The 17,393-nt window shown below is 63.0% G+C and carries 13 protein-coding genes; 4 read left to right on the forward strand and 9 right to left on the reverse strand.

The features are described 5' to 3' along the window. Positions 1-309: 309 nt before the first annotated feature. From BG22_RS03700 to alr, 6 genes are all read right to left on the reverse strand, one after another. Positions 310-1,971 carry a PLP-dependent aminotransferase family protein gene (locus BG22_RS03700; protein ID WP_140493368.1) on the reverse strand — a complete coding sequence of 554 codons (1,662 nt, stop codon included), beginning with the start codon at positions 1,969-1,971 and terminating at the stop codon, positions 310-312. A 475-nt stretch (positions 1,972-2,446) separates the two neighbouring features. Continuing rightward, entirely contained in the window at positions 2,447-3,085 is a 639-nt protein-coding gene (pdxT, locus tag BG22_RS03705) for a pyridoxal 5'-phosphate synthase glutaminase subunit PdxT (protein ID WP_140493343.1), read from the reverse strand. A gap of 299 nt (positions 3,086-3,384) precedes the next feature. Next, positions 3,385-4,260: a pyridoxal 5'-phosphate synthase lyase subunit PdxS gene (gene pdxS, locus BG22_RS03710; protein ID WP_094667385.1), complete on the reverse strand. Its 876-nt coding sequence runs from the start codon at positions 4,258-4,260 to the stop codon at positions 3,385-3,387. Between the two features lie 329 nt (positions 4,261-4,589). Continuing rightward, positions 4,590-6,701, reverse strand: a complete 2,112-nt coding sequence (gene dnaG, locus BG22_RS03715; protein WP_140493346.1) for a DNA primase — start codon at positions 6,699-6,701, stop codon at positions 4,590-4,592. A 122-nt stretch (positions 6,702-6,823) separates the two neighbouring features. Continuing rightward, entirely contained in the window at positions 6,824-8,110 is a 1,287-nt protein-coding gene (locus BG22_RS03720) for a deoxyguanosinetriphosphate triphosphohydrolase (RefSeq protein WP_094667387.1), read from the reverse strand. A 149-nt stretch (positions 8,111-8,259) separates the two neighbouring features. Continuing rightward, positions 8,260-9,618 carry an alanine racemase gene (gene alr / locus BG22_RS03725; RefSeq protein ID WP_140493349.1) on the reverse strand — a complete coding sequence of 453 codons (1,359 nt, stop codon included), beginning with the start codon at positions 9,616-9,618 and terminating at the stop codon, positions 8,260-8,262. Positions 9,619-9,878: 260 nt separating this feature from the next. Between alr and BG22_RS03730 the strand changes: the two genes are divergently transcribed. Continuing rightward, positions 9,879-11,348: an APC family permease gene (locus BG22_RS03730; protein WP_140493352.1), complete on the forward strand. Its 1,470-nt coding sequence runs from the start codon at positions 9,879-9,881 to the stop codon at positions 11,346-11,348. 550 nt (positions 11,349-11,898) lie between these two features. Here the strand turns inward: BG22_RS03730 and BG22_RS03735 are convergent. Both BG22_RS03735 and BG22_RS03740 read right to left on the reverse strand, forming a co-directional pair. Beyond that, the gene (locus tag BG22_RS03735) at positions 11,899-12,447 is read right to left on the reverse strand and encodes an N-acetyltransferase (RefSeq protein WP_094667390.1); all 549 of its coding nucleotides are present in this window, start codon (positions 12,445-12,447) and stop codon (positions 11,899-11,901) included. Between the two features lie 221 nt (positions 12,448-12,668). Next, on the reverse strand, positions 12,669-13,190 hold the full coding sequence (locus BG22_RS03740; protein WP_094667391.1) for an S-ribosylhomocysteine lyase: 522 nt from the start codon (positions 13,188-13,190) through the stop codon (positions 12,669-12,671). 187 nt (positions 13,191-13,377) lie between these two features. Between BG22_RS03740 and BG22_RS03745 the strand changes: the two genes are divergently transcribed. Continuing rightward, positions 13,378-15,141, forward strand: coding sequence for a PASTA domain-containing protein (locus BG22_RS03745; RefSeq protein WP_140493371.1), 1,764 nt, complete (start codon positions 13,378-13,380; stop codon positions 15,139-15,141). A 348-nt stretch (positions 15,142-15,489) separates the two neighbouring features. Here the strand turns inward: BG22_RS03745 and BG22_RS03750 are convergent, their stop codons facing one another. Next, positions 15,490-15,819 carry a hypothetical protein gene (locus BG22_RS03750; protein WP_140493355.1) on the reverse strand — a complete coding sequence of 110 codons (330 nt, stop codon included), beginning with the start codon at positions 15,817-15,819 and terminating at the stop codon, positions 15,490-15,492. Between the two features lie 191 nt (positions 15,820-16,010). On the opposite strand from BG22_RS03750, the gene BG22_RS03755 reads away from it, so the two are divergent. Both BG22_RS03755 and BG22_RS03760 read left to right on the forward strand, forming a co-directional pair. Further along, the gene (locus tag BG22_RS03755; protein WP_140493358.1) at positions 16,011-16,703 is read left to right on the forward strand and encodes a hypothetical protein; all 693 of its coding nucleotides are present in this window, start codon (positions 16,011-16,013) and stop codon (positions 16,701-16,703) included. Positions 16,704-16,844: 141 nt separating this feature from the next. Continuing rightward, positions 16,845-17,393 (forward strand): family 43 glycosylhydrolase (locus BG22_RS03760; RefSeq protein ID WP_181163357.1); only part of this gene is annotated, 549 nt, incomplete at its 3' end.

Raw genomic sequence — 17,393 nt, forward strand, 5'->3', positions numbered from 1 at the left:
TCAACGGGTTTCGCGACAAAAGCTCACTGAGCGCCGCTGAGTGTTACATTGTCGCGAAATACCCCATATCTCGCGACAATGTAACGCTGAGGAACCGTCAGTGAGCCATTGTCGCGAAACACCGGCTATCTTCGCGACAATGTAACGCCAACGGAGTCATTTTCCACCGGCTTTCCATCCGCCCCTCCCGGCGGCACCTTCACCCGGCCGCACCTTCACCCGGCAGCATCGTAACCACGGTTGCGACAACCTTCCGAAAATGCAGGATGTTCAGGACAGCCGCACCAATCAACGCGATGGCGCCCACCGTCACCGCGCCGCTTCGCCGATGATGTCGCAGATGATACGGACACCGCGGTCGATATCGGAGGCGGATGGACGTACGAAGTTGAGGCGGAGGTGGGAATCGTCCATCTCATCGACGTCGAAAACGCTTCCCGGCATGAAGGTGACGCCACGCGCACGGCACGCGGCGAGCACGTCCAGCGAGCGCACGCCCTCCGGCAGCGATACCCAGATGTAGTAGCCGCCTTCCGGCGTGGTCCAGTGCATTCCCGCAGGCGCATACTCTTTCAGCGCTGCAATGGCCGTGTCACGACGATGCCGATACGAAACGGTCAGTGTGCGGATGTGTTCGGCGATGCGCCCCTCTTTGAGCAGCTCCAGACAGATGCGCTGCGAGGACGTGCTCGTGTGCTGATCCACCATCCGCCGCAACGCCGCAAGCCGGCCGATCACATGCGGATCGGCCACGATCCAGCCCGTACGCAGGCCGGAGGTCACGGTCTTCGAGAATGTGGAGAGATACATCACGTATCCTTCGTTCTCCATGCCGGCCAGCGGCACTGGCCTGCGTCGCGACAGCTCCTGTTCCTGCACGGACTCGTGCACGCTCGCCTGCGCGCGGCCCGGTGCGGATGCGAATCCCGGCACGTCGCCCGACTCGGGTTTCCGCGCCGGTCCGTACCACAGTTCGCCGTAGGCATCATCCTCGACGATGAGGCACTGGTATCGCCGGGCCACGTTGATAAGCCGGCGACGACGGTCAAGCGGCATGGTGGTGCCGGTGGGGTTCTGGAAGGTGGGGACGGTGTAGATGAGCTTCGGCCGGAACCGCGCACAATACCCCTCAAGCAGATCGGTGCGCATGCCGTGCTCGTCCATGGGCACGCCGACGATACGCGCGTCCGCCGAGCGGAACGTCTGCAGGGCCGGGAAGAACGTGGACTGTTCGACCAGCACGCAGTCCCCGGGATTGACGAACGCGCGCACGATGAGATCGATGCCCTGTTCGGAGCCGGAAAGCACCATCACATTGCGCACATCACAGCGCACGCCACGGGTTTGCATATGACGGGCGAGCAGTTCGCGTAGTTCATCGAATCCTTCGATGGGTGACTCGGGCTGGCCATCGAATTCGTGCGAGGAGAACGCTTCAAGGCTGACCGCGCGCAGCAGGTCATCGGGAATGTCGGCGGGATTGGGAGAGCCGGTGGCGAAGTCGATCGTCATGTCGCCGCGCTGGGCGCGTTCGGCGGAGGCGATGTCGTGATAAGTGAACCGATTGGAATAGTCGCTGAACAGCACGGACCATGGTGGGCGAACGATGGTCGGCTCAGGTGCGTCCGATGGGCGATGCTGCTGGCGAATCGTATGGAGTTCAGTATGCCGGACCTCCGACGGCGACGTCGGCGTATCGCTTCGCGCCGGTACCACAGCCGGTTTTACGGGTAATACTGGTAATACGAAGGTGCCTTTGCCGACCTTGGAGGCAATGAGCCCTTCATCCTTCAACTGCTGATAGGCCTGGAGCACTGTGGTCCGATTGACCTCGAGCTGACCGGCCAGTTCGCGCTCGGGTGGCAGCCGGTAGCCTTCGGCAAGCGCTCCGGAGACGATTCGCTCACGCAACTCGGCGGCCAGCTGCCGATACAACGGCACGCTGCTGTGCCGATTCAACCGTAGCTGCATGTTCACCGCCTTTCCTCGCGTCGAATGCCGCATATTGCAGGGCGCATCCACAGATCGGACGTTTTCCGTATCATGCTTCCCATACGCCTGCACATTGCAGGACGTATCGGTTTCCACGTACAGCATATCGGCACCCCGCATATGCGCGCCGCGACGCCAATGCAACACACCGTGCTGTCTGTCACGCCCATCACCCCACGGCGTAGGAACTTTCCCACCATGTAGGGATTTCCCCATGGTGTAGGGAGCCGTTTTTCGGAAATGGCGGTTTTCCGCCGTTTTTCATCCCTACACCGTGGGAGTTTCCCTACATGGTGGGAAAGTCCCTACATCATGGGGCAATCCCTACACCGTGGGGCCTTCACGGGGACATCATGAGCAGCCACAGGTTCGCAAGACGCGATGGACCGCACGGAAAGGGCCGTAGGCGTCCATTCACAGCGACAAGGCACTCGTTATAGCGACAGGACGTCCGTTACAGCGACAGGAACAGCTCGTGCAGGCGCGTGTCGTCCGTAAGTTCGGGGTGGAACGCGGTGGCGAGGATGTTGCCCTGCCGCAACGCGACCGCATGGCCGTCCACCTCGGTCTTGGCCACAGCAGCATCCCCCACCGACACTACATACGGTCCGCGGATGAACACCAACGGGAAGTCCGCGATGTAGTCCGCATCGCCGGGCTTGCCGAAGTCGGCGGTGGCGGCGAAGCTGCCCAGCTGACGGCCATAGGCGTTGCGGCGCACCACGGCGTCGAGTGCACCGAAGTATACGTTCGCATCGTTGTCGAGCTTCTTGGCGAGCAGAATCATGCCGGCACAAGTGCCGAACACCGGCTTGCCGGCCTTGATGTGCGCGTCGATCTTCTCGAACAGGCCCGTGGAGCGCAACAGCTTGCCCTGCGTGGTGGATTCGCCACCGGGCAGAATCACGCGATCGATGGATTCATCGAAGTCCTCGGCGGCGCGCAGCAGCTTCCACGGGGCGCCCAGCTTGTCCAGCACGGCCGCATGCTCGGCGAAGGCGCCCTGCACGGCGAGGATGCCGGTCACGCCGTGCTTGGCGGATTCGACACCGTCCGATTCCTCTTTGGAAATGTATTCAACAGCTACAACCATGGTTACCTCTTTTGCGATGTCTCCCCTCAGTCAGCAGAGCTGACAGCTCCCCTCGGCGAGGGGAGCCGGAAATGGGATTGTCCGCCTGTTCTGCCGCATCGTATTAGCTCCCCTCCGCGAGGGGAGCCGGAAAGGAAAGACCATCGTCATCTCTTTGCACGATGCTCTCTTCGATTGGCGGAATCATCGGCTTCAGCGGCCTCACCGACCAAGGGAGGCCGGCCTGAGCGAAGAAGCGCGCCGACCGGATAATCGGCGGCCTCACTGACTAAGTTCCGCCAGGGGAAGCACGAGAACCGTCACTCGCCGCGGGCGGCCATGATGGTCTGGATCTCGTCCTCGTTGATGCCGACCATGGCCTCGCCGAGGTTCTCGGACAGCTTGGCGAGCAGATCAGCGTCCTGCCAGTTGGCGGTGGCCTTGACGATGGCGGCGGCGCGCTTGGCCGGGTCGCCGGACTTGAAGATGCCGGAGCCGACGAACACGCCTTCGGCGCCGAGTTCCATCATCAGGGCCGCGTCGGCCGGGGTGGCCACACCGCCGGCGGCGAAGTTGACGACGGGCAGACGGCCGTTGTCGTGGACGTACTTGGCCAGGTCGTACGGCACGGCGAGCTGCTTGGCGGCCTCGTAGACCTCGTCGTCACGCAGGGAGACGAGCTCGTGAATCTGCTTGTTCATCGTGCGCATGTGGCGCACGGCCTGGATCACGTCGCCGGTGCCGGGCTCGCCCTTGGTGCGGATCATGGCCGCACCCTCGGCGATGCGGCGCAGGGCCTCGCCCAGGTTCTTCGCGCCGCACACGAACGGCACATCGAACTGGTTCTTGTCGATGTGGTATACGTCGTCCGCCGGGGACAGCACTTCGGATTCGTCGATGTAGTCGATCTCGATGGCCTGCAGGATGCGGGCCTCGGCAATGTGGCCGATGCGCACCTTGGCCATGACCGGGATGGAGACGGCCTCCTGGATGCCCTTGATCATGGCGGGGTCGCTCATGCGGGAGACGCCGCCGGCCGCACGAATGTCGGCGGGGATGCGCTCGAGCGCCATCACGGCGCAGGCACCGGCGTCCTGGGCGATCTTGGCCTGTTCGGGCGTGGTCACATCCATGATCACGCCGCCCTTGAGCATCTGGGCCAGATTCCGGTTGAGTTCCGCACGATTCTGCGTCATTGTTCGTCCCCTTGTGTTCGATGTTGAGCGGTTATCGACCCGCCCATTATCAAACACGCACACGGGATGCAACCAAACCAGTCCAATTTGGATGGGGCCAATTCGATGTTTTCCGACCCAACCAATCCGGCTGACAGCCATTATGGGCTGCGAATCGGCCTTCTCTGCCAGTATTCCACACCGTACGGTTGTCGACAGTCGCCGGTGAATTGACTATCCCTCAGACCCGCTTCGCGGACCAGCTCGTCCCGCAAGTATGGACGCGCTCTACGCGTAACGTCCTGACAAGGAGAGCCAAATCATAATCAACGAGCTGCTGGTGTAGGACACTAGCCGACGGTGTTGCCGTAGACCTGGGCTTGGAGGTCCTTGCGGGCGGTCTCCATGCGGGCGATGCGGCCGAGCAGCGCGATTTTCTCCTCGCCGTCCGGCAACTGGGCCATGCGACGTCGAGCAAGACCGATTTGACGCATGAAGCCCATATCCACCAATCTGGTCAGCAGTTCGGAGGCATAGCGCTGCTCCTCCTTGGTGGGCTGGCGCAGCTGCACGGCCGCGGCACCGCCCGCAGCGGCACCGCCCCCGGCCGTGTTCTGCTGCGCCACCTGAGCCCCCGTGCCCTTGTCATCCCCGGGCAGCGGCAACGGCATGACAGCCAGCTCGTTGATGACCTGATTGAGCATGGGCCCGCCGGCCTTGGTGAGATTGTGCATCCACAGGCCCTGCGGAGTGTCGTCCGGAGGCAGTCCGCCGGCCGCCACGATGGCCTGGAAGAGCGTGCGGAACACCGGAGTCATGAAATGGTCGAGCGTGAGCTGGCCGAACATGGCGCGGTCGATGGCGCGCGGCACCTGAATCAGCGTGGCCATGAACTGCTGTTCGGCGATGAACACGGCGTCGTCGATCTTGAAATACGTCTGCTCCGAGGCATCATGCCGTTCCAACGCCTTGCGCGCGGCCGGATTCGCATACGGGTTGGAGCCCGGCTCCTGATACGGCTCCTCCTCACGCTGGAACCGCCGACGCGGAGCATAGGCGTCCTCGTCACGCACATGCAACCGGTTGCGCGCCGCAAGCACCTCACGCCGCATCACCTCAAGGTCCACGCCGATGCGGCCGGCGGCCTTGCGCGCATAGGCATCCCACAGCGAGCGGTCGCGAATCTGCGCCACCAGCGGCGCCACAGCCTTCATCGCCCCCACCTGCCCGGGCGTGTAGGTCAGGTCGAAGCGGCCGATGGCGGCGTCGATCACGAAATCATAGAGCGGCTTGGCATTGGCGATCAGCGAGCGCACCGCCTCGTTGCCGCGTTCGATCCTCAAATCGCACGGGTCGAGATTGTCGTCCGCCACGGCCACGAATGTCTGGGAGAGAAACGCGGAATCCAGCCCGAAGGCGTGCAGCGCGGCCTTCTGCCCGGCGGCGTCGCCATCGAACGTGAACACGATACGCGAACTCAGCGGCTGGTCCTTGACCTTCAGCGGTCCGATGAGCTGCACGGCGCCCAACGAATCGTCGGCGATGAGCCGGCGCACGATCTTGGCGTGTTCGGCGCCGAACGCCGTGCCGCAGGTGGCGATGGCCGTGTCGACGCCGGCCAGATGCATGGCCATCACATCGGTGTATCCCTCGACGATCACCGCCTGCCGCTTCTTGACGATGGCGGATTTGGCCAGATCGATGCCGTACAGCACCTGGGTTTTCCGGTAGAGCTGGGTGTCCGGGGTGTTGATGTATTTGGCGGCGATCTGGTCGTCCTCATACAGCTTGCGCGCGCCGAAGCCGAGCGTGCGACCGGTCGAATCGCGAATGGGCCAGGTCACGCGCCCACGGAAGTAGTCGTAGATGCCCCGCTGGCCCTGACGGGCGAGTCCGGCGTCCAGCATCTCCTTCTGCGTGAAGCCCTTCGAGGCCAGATGCCGCACGAGATTGTCCCACCCCTGCGGCGCGTAGCCGCAGCCGAACCGCTCGCAATCGGCCTGGGAGAAGTTGCGGCCGCCGAGCAGCTTGCGTGCCGCCAGCGCCTCCTTGGTGAGGATCTGGGACACGAAGAACCGCTGGGCCTCCTCGCATGCCTCGAGCAACCGGGTCCGCTTGGAACCGCCCCCTTCGGGACGTCCCTCCCCCGTGCCGGAGTTCTCGTAATGCAACTCGATGTGGTATCGGTCGGCGAGCAGCTCCACGGCCTCACGGAAGTCGATGTTCTCGACCTGCTCGACGTATTTGAACACGTCGCCGCCCAGACCGCAGCCGAAGCAGTGCCATACGCCGAGAGAGGGGCGTACGTTGAAGCTGCCGGTCTTCTCGTCGTGGAACGGGCACAGCCCCACGAACGTGCCGGTGCCGGAAGGCTTGAGCGTCACGGTCGCGGACACGATGTCGTACAGGTCCGCCGCGGCGCGAACCTTTTCGATGTCTTCCTTCTTAATCATCCCGACCATAGGTCACAAGAGTACCGCCAGAGCCGGGACACGGTAAAATTTTACCGAAAGCGACGGCGGAAAGCCGTTCCCGGCATGGGCAACCAAGCACAGGCAACCAGACACTGGCGACCCGCCACAGTTCAGCACAGAATCGAGTGCAACGCCAGGGCCGACCCGTCCGTGAGCGAAGCCACCTGATCGATGGCCACACGCAGCCGCTCGTCGTCGTTGGTCGATTCGTCCCAGTCGTCCAGGAACTGATCCTCCAAAGCATCCGACGGGCGCGGCGAGTCAGCCATGAGCACGTCGATCAGGTCCTCGACGATCTTGAGCTCCTCCTGATGGAACGGCTCGCGTTCGCGCGGCGCCATCACGAAATACACGGCGATGCCCTTCAACGCCACGATCTCGTAATTCGTCTCCTCGGGAATCACGATGTTCGCGGAATACCGGGTCAGCGGGCCGGGACCATAGGTGTCGCGGGTGGCGGTCTCCACGGACCAGCAGAACCGTCCAATCAGGTCGGAGGTGATGTTCTTGAGTTCCGCGAGCGCCCGGCGAGACCCGTTGAAATGTGAGGGGAACAGCTGTTCGCGGCGCAACCGGCGGTAGGCGGCGAGCAGTTTGTCCGGGTCCCATTTCGCGCCGTACCATGCCCGGGTGGCCTCGACGATACGATCCATCATGCGAGGGTCGGTGAGCACAATCGGATCGAACGCGCCGGTGGCGATGGAGTCCTCCACGTCGTGCACGGAGTAGGCGATGTCGTCCGACAGGTCCATAATCTGGCATTCCATCGGCTTGGTGGCCGCAGGGGCGTTGATCTTGAGCCACCGGAACACGGGTTCGTCATCCGGGTAGACGCAGAACTTCTTGGAGCGCTCGCCCTTGGGATGCTGGTCAGCCTCGGCCAGCGTCCACGGGTATTTGACGGCCGCGTCAAGCGCCGCACGGGTGAGATTCACGCCGGCCGAACGACCGTCGGGATGGAAGATCTTGGGTTCAAGGCGGGTCAGGATGCGCATGGTCTGCGCATTGCCCTCGAAACCGCCGATATTGCGGGCGATGTTCGCAAGCGCCCGCTCGCCGTTGTGTCCGAACGGCGGATGGCCCAGATCGTGGGCGAGGCAGGCGCAGTCCACCACGTCCGGGTCGCAGCCGAGCATCGCGCCGATCTGCCGGCCGATCTGGGCGACCTCCAGCGTATGTGTGAGCCGGGTACGGGCGAAATCATCGGTGCCAGCCACCAGAATCTGACTTTTCGCGCCGAGCCTGCGCAGTGCCGAGGAATGGATGAGACGGGCCCGGTCACGCTCGAAGGCGGTACGGGATTTGGATTTGGGCGGTTCGGGGGCCCAGCGTTCCTCATCGAAGGCGTCGTAGCCCTCGTCGCTCAGCACCGGTTCCCCATCCCGCGTCGTCTCCATGGCTCCAGCATAGGGCAACCCCAGCGATAAGGCTGCCGCACCGCACGATTACACGCCGACGCGACCTGCACCACTACATGCGGATGTTCCCCAACGCCCGTCCCCGCACCAAACCTCAGCAAACCGCACCGCACAGCCAGCGCCGCACGCTACAGCAGCGACGCCGGGTCGAGCTTGGCGAGGTCGGTTGCGGGCAGCACCTCGGCGGCGTGCTCGTACAGGCGCGGGATGCGGTTTCTCAGGCAGGTGAAGATCTCGTAGCTGATGGTGTCGGCGGCGCGGGCCCAATCGTCGGCGGTCGGCTCGGCGTACTCCTCGCCGCGGCCGGGGCCGAACAGCTCGACCGTATCGCCTTCGTGCACGCCGAGTTCGGCGGCCGAACCGTGCAGGTCCACGATGAACTGGTCCATGCACACGCGGCCGCACACACGGTAGAGGCGCGGACCGGCGGCGGTCATGATACGCACCGGACCGCCGGGCTTTTCGACGTGCTTGGCACCCTCCATATCGAAACCGGAGGCGGAGCGGTGGATGCCGTCCGCGTAGCCGAGCGGCACGATGGCGGTGGAGGTGTTGTCCGGCGTCAGATATGTGCGGCCGTAGGAGATGCCGTGCCCGGCCTCGACGTCCTTGACCGTGCCGAGCTGGGCCTGCAGGCGCATGGCCGGCGTCAGATGCCAGTCGCGCGGGGTGCCCATGGCCGGATCGGGCTCGTAGCCGTACAGGCCGATGCCGGGACGCGTGAGCTCGAAATGGATCTCCGGACGGTCCAGCGTGGCCGCGGTGTTGGCCAGATGGCGGATCTGCGGCGGAAGGCCGGCTGCCTCCATGCGACGGGTGAAGTCCTTGAACGCCTCGATCTGCCGGTCGGTGGAGGCCACGAACTCCGGCACGTCCGGCGAATCGGCCACGGCCAGATGGCTCCACTGGCCGATCACCTGAATCACGCCTTCATGCGCGAGCGGCACCAGTTTGGCGAGCGCCGCGTCGAATCCCGCAGGGGTGAAGCCGTTGCGGCCGAAGCCGGAATCGACCTTCACATGCACGCGGGCGGGCTTGCCGAGCCGGCGGGCCGCCTCCGCCACCGCGTCGATGCCGGGCAGGGAGCCGACGGACACGTCGATATCGGCTGAGATGAGTTCGTCGAACGGCACTTCGGTGCCGTTGTAGACCCAAGTGAGAATGTGGCAGCGATCAGGGCCGATGCCGAGTTTGCGCAGCAGCAGCGCCTCGTGCGATTGCGCGGTGCCGAGCCAGGTGGCGCCGCCGGCGAGCGCGGCGAGGGCGGCGGGCAGCAGTCCATGGCCGTAGGCGTCCGCTTTGACCACGCCCATGACCGCGGTGCCGGAGTCCGGCCCGCCCACCACGGAGACCAGATGGGCCATGTTGTCCCGCATGGCCTTGAGGTCCACGATGGCCTGTGCGGGGTATTGACGGCGGGCGGCCGCGTAGTTGGCCCTGCCCTGCTCGGACGAGAATGCGATTTCTGGTGCTGCGTTCATGCTCATGAGTCCCTATTGTTGCGCGGGAATGTGACGTGCGTCCATAACCGCCGGAAGAGGGCCGAAAAGTAACGCAAAAGTTACACAGGGATGTCCTTGATTCTGGGACGGGACGCGCATTGTCCCCGCCATCGGCGTACACTGTGCGGACTATACGGTCCTCCGCATACTGATGCGAACCGTTCTGATTCCCGGCGTTGAGGCGTGCCGGGATCCCGGAAATCCGTCCGGTTCAGCCCCATAACCCAAGTTCATGAGAGAAGAACATGGATCTCTTCCGTAAGAAAAGCGTGGATCAGCTGGTATCTGAATCCACTCCGCTGAAACGAACCATGCACACGTTCGATCTGACGATGCTCGGCATCGGCGCGATCATCGGCACCGGTATCTTCGTGCTCACCGGCAAGGGCGCGCTGACCGCCGGCCCGGCATTGTCCGTCTCCTTCCTGCTGGCCGCCATCTGCTGTGGTTTCGCCGGCCTGTGCTACGCCGAATTCGCTTCGATGGCCCCGGTCTCCGGTTCGGCCTACTCCTACGCCTATCTGGCGTTCGGCGAACTCATCGCCTTCATCATCGGCTGGGATTTGATTCTGGAGTACGCCCTGCAGGCGGCCACCGTGTCCGCCGGATGGTCGGGCTATTTCAACAAGCTGCTTGAGGGCTTCGGCCTGCATCTGCCGGTCGAGCTCACGGCCGCGTACGGCACCACGCCGGGCGTGACCACGTACTTCAACCTGCCCGGTTTCGTGATCGTGCTACTCATCACCTGGGTGCTGTCCATCGGTATCAACCAGACCAAGCGCACCAACGACATCATGGTGATGATCAAGCTCATCATCATCGTGCTGTTCATCGTGTGCACCGTGTGGTTCGTGAACCCGGAGAACTGGCACCCGTTCTCCCCGTACGGCATCTACACCTTCCAGCCCGGCTCCACCCAGCCGTACGGCATCGTGCCGGCCGCCTCGATCGTGTTCTTCAGCTTCATCGGCTTCGACGCCGTGTCGTCCTCGGCCGAGGAGACCGTGAACCCGAACAAGACGCTGCCGCGCGGCATCCTGCTTTCGCTGGCTATCTCCACCGTGCTGTACATCGTGATGACGTTCATCATGACCGGCGTGGTGCCGTATCAGGAGTTCGCCAAGTTCATCGACGCCCCGGTGGCCGGCGTGATTCTGGCGACCGGCCTCAACTGGCTTGCCGTGATCGTCAACCTCGGCGCCCTGATCGGCATGACCACGGTGATGCTCGTGCAGCTCTACGGCCAGTCCCGCATCTGCTACGCGATGAGCCGTGACGGCCTGTTCCCGGAGTTCTTCGGCCATGTGCACGAGAAGTACCGCACGCCGTTCAAGGGTACGTGGTTCTTCGGTATCCTGACCGCGATCGCCGGCGGCTTCATCAACATCAACGTGCTGTTCGAGCTGGTGAACATCGGCACCCTGACCGCGTTCATCATCGTCTCCGCCGGTATCCTGTGGATGCGCAAGACGCAGCCGGACGCGCACCGCGGCTTCAAGGCCCCGCTCGTGCCGTTCACGCCGATCATCTCCATCGTGTTCTGCTTCGTGCTCATCGCAGGCCTCAACTGGGAGACCTGGGTGCGGTTCGCGGTGTGGTTCGGCCTCGGCCTGATCGTCTACTTCGCCTACAGCCGCAAGCGCTCCAAGCTTGGTGGCGCGGCCGGCGCGAAGGCCGTCGAGGCCAAGGTCACGGCCACGACGGACAAGGCCTGACACCGATTCGGGAACAGCCCCCGACGCATCGTCCTGATAGGGGTTTCTCATGTTGGTTCATGAGAAACCCCTTTTTGTTTGGATTGATGCGATGGACTGATTATTGTGGAATGGATTCGTCCACATCGTGGGATTCTACGGAAGAATCGTACCACGATTTCGACATTCAGGCCTTTCCGGCAAATGGGGACAACCAACCGAGCAGGATGACACCCTCCAGTTTGAAGCCCGCAGCGGAGAAACGGCTGAATTTCAACGTTTCTGAGATTCAGCCTGTCGGGACAATTCTTGTTTGGAACCTTCAAAAAACGGATGGGGACAATCCTTCTTGCCACCATCCGACAATATCGATGAATTTCAGAAATGGGGACAACGAAATTTACCGCCATTCATCGAGAAACCGGTTTCAGTATGCAGCGGGGCATAGCGAGCGCGGGACACGACCCGTACCGTACACCGCGGCACAACAGATTCCCCACATAGGGGAAGTCCACCATCATTCACTCAGCATCTCTAGGTAGACGCAAATCCATCCTGCGATAGACGCGCCTCACCACTCGTGGCGCTGGTAGGCGATCCGCGTGGTGTCGGTTGGACGGTCCAGCAGCTGGATGAGGCCGCAGCGGGCGAAACCGGAGCTTTCCAGCACATGCTGCATGATTTTGTTGTTGGGATGGGTGTCGGCGCGCACATTGCCGTAATGCTTCAGCGCCCAGCGGATGCAGTCGCGGGCGGCGTGCCTGACCAGTCCGGAGGCCGCGATGCGGTGGATGGTCACGTAGCTGTCGTTGTCCAGCCAGGCACCGTCGATTCTGGCGTAGGTCGGGTCCTCGCCCGGGCACAGCGCGAACTGGGCGAGGATGCGCTCGCGGCCGCCCACCTCGTCCACCAACAGCATGGCACGCTGGTTGGCGATGTCGTCAAGAATCACGGATTCGCGCGGGAACGCGGTACCCCACTGGGTGGGGTTGCCGCTGGCCGCCATCAGCGTGCGGGCATGAGCGTAGATCTTCTGCATCTGCGCGAAATCACGCATCGTGGCGTGACGGAACCGGCGCGCCGCCTTATCCACCGTGTTCGACTGAATCGACTGAGTCATGCCCTACCTCTCCGATACGCAGGTTGACGACATGATAACCGACAACCAACCGACGGTAAACCTACCATGCCGCGGGCACAAGAAACCCCTCTCGCGTTGCATGCCGGACATGCGCCGCGAGAGGGGCGTGAGAGCTGGGTCGTCGTTCCCGGGAATCGAGGCTGCGCCCAACTCGGAAATCAACGCCGCGGAAATCAACGCCGCAGGAATCGGCGCCGCGGTCAGACGACCTTGCGCTCGAACGGGTCGGAGCTGATGCCCTCCTCGAGAATCTGCTTGGCCCATTCCTTGGCGGTGAACAGGCTGTGGTCGCGGTAGTTGCCGCAGCTCTTCTCGGTGGTGGCGGGCACGTCGTCCCATGTGGCCTTATAAGCGATGAACTCCAGCGACTCCTTGAGCGCGCGCGCCACGTCCTCGGTGGAGTGCTCGCCCCAGGTGAGCAGGTGGAATCCGGTGCGGCAGCCGAACGGCGAGCAGTCGATGTAGCCCGGGATGCGTTCGCGTAGCAGCACTGCGATGGTGTGCTCGATGGTGTGCAGACCACCGGTGGGAATGGCCTGTTTGTTCGGCTGCGTCAGTCGCAGGTCGTAATTGGAGATCACGTCGCCGTGCGGGCCCTTCTCGGTGTCGATGTAGCGCACGTACGGCGCCTTGACCTTGGTGTGATCGAGCTGGAAGCTTTCGACCACGGGCTTCTCGGTGGTTTGCGCGGTCGGCTGCGCGGCGGTCGTCTCGTCTGCCATGTCCATTCCCTTTCTACGTGGGTCACTGCATACATCAGCCCATCGTAGTCATGATGGAAGGGTTCTGGCGGCCAGCGGTCATAGGAATCATTTATACGGAGTGCATAACGGACTATGCTTGTCAGACAGAGAGATGTCTTGGCCAGCGACGGCATAGGAAAAGCGAAAAAGAGCGGAAGAGGAAACCATGATCTGTCCGAATTGTCACGCGGCGATGCCGGACCGCAATCGCTTCTGCACCCGATGCGGCACGGCACTGACCACGACCGGCCGGCCGCGAATGAACGCGGCCCCGGGCGCCTCCGACACGACGATACCGGTCCCCGCCAGGCCTGGTCCGAACAGGCTCATCGTCGCGCTGGCCTCGCTGTTGGCGGTGCTCATCGCCGCCGCCATCACCCTATTCGCCACCTACCGACTCGAGATCTGGGGCGGCAAGACGCTGCCCTCCCCCGACGCCATCGCCAGGCAGGTCGCCTCCCGGACCGGCGGCGGCGCGGGCGGCAAGGTCCAGGCGAAGGACGTCACCGCAGCGCTCAAAATCAAGGGACTCAACGCCGAAACCGTGCCGGTGTTCTCCGGCGAGGAACGCGGCGTCTTCCTCGGCTACGACGACATGACGCAAGGTCAGCGCGTGGCCGCGGGCTCCACGGTCAAGGTGCGTGAATCGGCCGGGCCGGGCGTGCCGGAAGACACCATCGGCAAGCCGGTCACCGATGTCACGGACACGTTCGCGGGCATGGGCGTGCCGGTCCATTACAAGAACGTCGTGATTTCGGACGACAGCACGATTCCGGAGGGCCAGGTCGCGGTGACCCATCCGGCGCCGGGCACGGGACTGACCGACGATGACAAGGACGACGGCATCTACATCGGCGTGGCATCCAAGGGCGAGGGCATCCCCGTGGACGTGCTCGGCATGGACAAGGACAAGGCCGTGGGCAGTCTGGAATCGCAGGGCTACGACGTGGATCTGGAACCGCACTACTCGTCCAAGCAGTACGTGGGCAAGATCTCCGGCTCCTACCCGGGCCCCGGTTCCACGCTCGATTCCGGCGAGAAGGTGACGCTGTACTACGGCGTGGATAAGTCCAGCAATATAGACATACTGACCAAGACCACCGGCGGATACACCGTGGCCGATATGAATGCCATCCCGATGATTGGCATGTACTGCAAGAGCCGTGTGGTGGATACCTCCAAGGATTGCATCACCCTTGAGCAGGCGAACGGCCCGTTCGGCGGCGGTACCGAGGCCGACTCCTACCTGCAAATCAAGGGACGTGAACCGGCGGACCGGTTCGACGTGCTCGGTCTGACGAACTTCTCGCAGGACATCAGCGGCGTGCTGGTCAAGCCGTACGGCATCATGTCCGAGCATGAGCTGCCGATGAGGAACCATCTGCTGCTCAAGGATTGGGGGATGTTCGAACTGTACGCCGGTATGGATCTGCGCGACTGCGGCGGCACGGTCATGGCAGCCTCGGTCGGGGAATACTGCGTCGACGGGGAGTACTATCAGGCCACTTACAACGAGGACACCCAAGGTCCTGACTTGCCCGCCGGCGTGGACGCCGGCCAGTCTCCCACCGGCACCACCTTCCGCATGAAGGACTTTCTGGTGTACTTCCCGGTAGGCGCCGACGTGCAATCGTTGGAGGATTCCGGCTACTTCGACGCCGATGCTCTGGCGAAGGCCCGGAAACAGAAGGCGGTGGACACGAGCCGCCCGTTCATCCTCATGCGGGACACGAGCCAGTACGACAAGACCGAGGTCTCGGCCGACGACTTTTCGACCGTCGATCCATTCGTGCCCACCAATTCCAGACTGAACGGCTACACGAACAAGATGGTCACGATGAAGCCCGCGCCAAGCGACGCGACCGTCTACTATCTGGTCGAGCAGAACGGCGACCTCGACTGGTCCGCCATGCCGGATGCCGGGGTGTGAGGCCTGAAGTCGCCGACGTGATTCGCCGATGCGTTGTATTGGCCTGATACGCCGATCCGATGCGCCGATACCCTCTGTTCCGCGGGGGCGAGGCCCGCACAATCCCCCACGTTCTGCGGTTCTGCGGTTCCGCGGTTTCGAAACGGACGGGTTGAACCGCAGAACCACACGGCCACAGCATCCAATCATCCTGATTGGTTATTTTCGAGGCTCTTCGGTGAGCCACGTCGTTGCGGTGGCACGACGGTCCTATCGGATATGACGGGGAGTCCGCCGGATACTGCCGGCGGATGGGTATGGATGATACGACGGACTCGGCCAAGGGCTTGCGCCCGTTGGCCAGATCCGTCAGTGTTGCTGTTTCTTGTTGTCGCCCTGTTTGAGCGCCTCGAGCCGGCGATCAAGTTCGGCAATCGAGTTGTCAGCCGCTGCCTTCAGCCGCTCGAACTCCGCCAGCGCCGCCGGATCCATGACCGGACCACTCGACTCACGGCGATGCGATGCATGACGTTCAGAAACCACTGTCATACCCCCTATTCGTACCAACCTATCGTACGACATGGCCCCGAACCGCCACGCCCGTACCTCGGCTTGGCGTTGACCGAGACCTCGCACCTCCACATATTCCGCGGCGCGTGACCGTTTACGAAGCCCGGCGATACTCATCTCGTTGCTCATGGGCGAATGGTCGGACGGCGATTCGGCGCACGGCGAGCATTCGGGCGGCGGGAGGACGAACATGACAGTGAAGATGAGGGGACCGATTCCGAAGGGTCGCATGGCCTGCGTTATGGCGTCGATTCCGTCACATCCACCGCCCATACGATAATGGAGACAACGACCAGAAGGTCGGATGGAGGGCGGGCATCATGGTGAATCAGACGGATGGGACCGCAGAACGCAAGTGGATTTCCGGCATACCCGAAACGCCCGGCAACAGCATCGCCGCCACCCTGCCCGCCATCATCGGGTGCACTATCATGACGGCCATTATGAACGCGGTCTTCCTGCTCATCTACTACCTGATACTCAATAAACGCTCCCTCGCCGACGTCTTTTTCCACGGAGACCCACCGTTCCCCATCGACGCGACCGTCATCGTTCTGGGTCTTGTCATCCTGCCACCCATCATCGGCATCCTGGTACCGATGAGCGACCGGAGCCACGACTACAGCAAACCACTCGCCATCCGTGCGCGCCGGTTCGGGCGCCTCAAGGCGTGCCCCGACCGGCATAATCTCGACGGGGATACGAAGTCCATGGACATCAGACGCATCCTCTTCCACTTCTCCGACACCGGAACCATCCGCGTTTACGCCGAAAACGACAACGGGCCCGTCTTCCTGACCCTGCGACTGAACGCCGGACGGATGCGCATCGAAGACGAGCAGCCGGTGGACGCAGCGCTCCTACACGAGGCGGAGCATGAAGGCAGCGACGTGATGGATTCGTTCCTCGACCCGCGCTGCTCGTATTCCATCGGGAATCGTACGTACGGTCGAGCGACCGGCCGCCTGAACAAAACCAGATGTCTGATCGTCAGACAAGAGAATCCAGCATAGGCGCGATTATCGGGTATTCATATGACCTGCCGTCTACGCTGGTTTAGGTCGCGCATTCGATGTCAGTAGCGTATCCGTCCATGGCGGCGGGGATATCATTCCTGCATTCCCGTCGCCCTGCATCATGCAGAGAGGAGCACCATGAACGACAGGCTCAGTATGCCGGCCCCGCGCCACACCCCATTGCACAGGTATCTGGCGGACCCGGCCCCGATCGTCTTCGACGACCCTAAAACGGGGAGCCCCCGCTACTTCCTGTACGCGACCGAGGACGGATTCGACGACTGGGGTTCGCGGACCTTCCGCGTGTACACGTCCGCGGATCTCGTGGACTGGACGGACGGCGGGCAGATACTCTCCCTCGACGACGTGCCCTGGGGCGACGAGCACGCCTGGGCACCCGCGATGCTCAAACACGGGGACAAATACTACCTGTACTTCGTATGCGAGGGACAGATCGGGGCGGCATGGGCGGACTCCCCATACGGCCCGTTCGAATCCACGGGACGACCCCTGGTCGCAAGGGACGATCTTCCCGGATACCACATCGACCCGTCCGTGTACACGGACGAGGAGGGAAACGACTGGCTGATATGGGGCAACGGCATCTGCTATGCCGCCCCGCTGGGCGAGGACCGGCTGTCCGTCAACCTGAACGCCGTGTGCTTTGTCAAGTTGGTGTCTGCGTTT

It is taken from the genome of Bifidobacterium sp. UTBIF-78, assembly GCF_006408945.1.
GTDB classification, from domain to species: Bacteria; Actinomycetota; Actinomycetes; order Actinomycetales; family Bifidobacteriaceae; genus Bifidobacterium; species Bifidobacterium myosotis.

What these genes read in the sequence shown, in the direction of transcription:
- BG22_RS03700 (WP_140493368.1), bottom strand. Translation starts at nt 1,971, where the DNA reads ATGCAGCTACGGTTGAATCGGCACAGCAGCGTGCCGTTGTATCGGCAG.
- pdxT (WP_140493343.1), bottom strand. Translation starts at nt 3,085, where the DNA reads ATGGTTGTAGCTGTTGAATACATTTCCAAAGAGGAATCGGACGGTGTC.
- pdxS (WP_094667385.1), bottom strand. Translation starts at nt 4,260, where the DNA reads ATGACGCAGAATCGTGCGGAACTCAACCGGAATCTGGCCCAGATGCTC.
- dnaG (WP_140493346.1), bottom strand. Translation starts at nt 6,701, where the DNA reads ATGGTCGGGATGATTAAGAAGGAAGACATCGAAAAGGTTCGCGCCGCG.
- BG22_RS03720 (WP_094667387.1), bottom strand. Translation starts at nt 8,110, where the DNA reads ATGGAGACGACGCGGGATGGGGAACCGGTGCTGAGCGACGAGGGCTAC.
- alr (WP_140493349.1), bottom strand. Translation starts at nt 9,618, where the DNA reads ATGAGCATGAACGCAGCACCAGAAATCGCATTCTCGTCCGAGCAGGGC.
- BG22_RS03730 (WP_140493352.1), top strand. Translation starts at nt 9,879, where the DNA reads ATGGATCTCTTCCGTAAGAAAAGCGTGGATCAGCTGGTATCTGAATCC.
- BG22_RS03735 (WP_094667390.1), bottom strand. Translation starts at nt 12,447, where the DNA reads ATGACTCAGTCGATTCAGTCGAACACGGTGGATAAGGCGGCGCGCCGG.
- BG22_RS03740 (WP_094667391.1), bottom strand. Translation starts at nt 13,190, where the DNA reads ATGGCAGACGAGACGACCGCCGCGCAGCCGACCGCGCAAACCACCGAG.
- BG22_RS03745 (WP_140493371.1), top strand. Translation starts at nt 13,378, where the DNA reads ATGATCTGTCCGAATTGTCACGCGGCGATGCCGGACCGCAATCGCTTC.
- BG22_RS03750 (WP_140493355.1), bottom strand. Translation starts at nt 15,819, where the DNA reads ATGAGCAACGAGATGAGTATCGCCGGGCTTCGTAAACGGTCACGCGCC.
- BG22_RS03755 (WP_140493358.1), top strand. Translation starts at nt 16,011, where the DNA reads ATGGTGAATCAGACGGATGGGACCGCAGAACGCAAGTGGATTTCCGGC.